General features: G+C 42.5%; 1 protein-coding gene. It reads left to right on the top strand.

Annotated features, from left to right (window positions below):
• The coding region (locus tag F0L68_RS45895) for a troponin (RefSeq protein WP_149855418.1) at window positions 1-334 on the top strand (334 nt) is incomplete at its 5' end.
• Window positions 335-372 lie beyond the last annotated feature (38 nt).

Here is a 372-nt window from a genome sequence, read left to right as displayed (position 1 = left end):
AGATACTATTAAGAGGGTTTGCAAAGACTACCATGAACGCATCGCTCGTCTTGAAGATGAAAAATTCGATCTGGAATACATCGTTAAAAGGAAAGATATGGAGATCTCCGACCTGAACTCCCAAGTCAACGACCTCAGAGGCAAATTCGTCAAGCCCACACTAAAGAAGGTTTCCAAATACGAAAACAAATTCGCCAAGCTCCAGAAGAAGGCCGCCGAATTCAACTTCCGTAACCAATTGAAGGTCGTGAAAAAGAAGGAATTCACCTTGGAAGAGGAAGACAAAGAGGCTAAGAAGGCAGAGAAAGCTGACTGGGCTATCGGCAAGAAGTAAACAAACTTAAAACGTAACTTTCAATCAACGAACAACAG

This window comes from Solihabitans fulvus, assembly GCF_008386585.1.
Lineage (GTDB): Bacteria > Actinomycetota > Actinomycetes > Mycobacteriales > Pseudonocardiaceae > Solihabitans > Solihabitans fulvus.
Note: the sequence above shows the minus strand (reverse complement) of the source record. Positions and strands in the feature narration are given on the sequence as shown.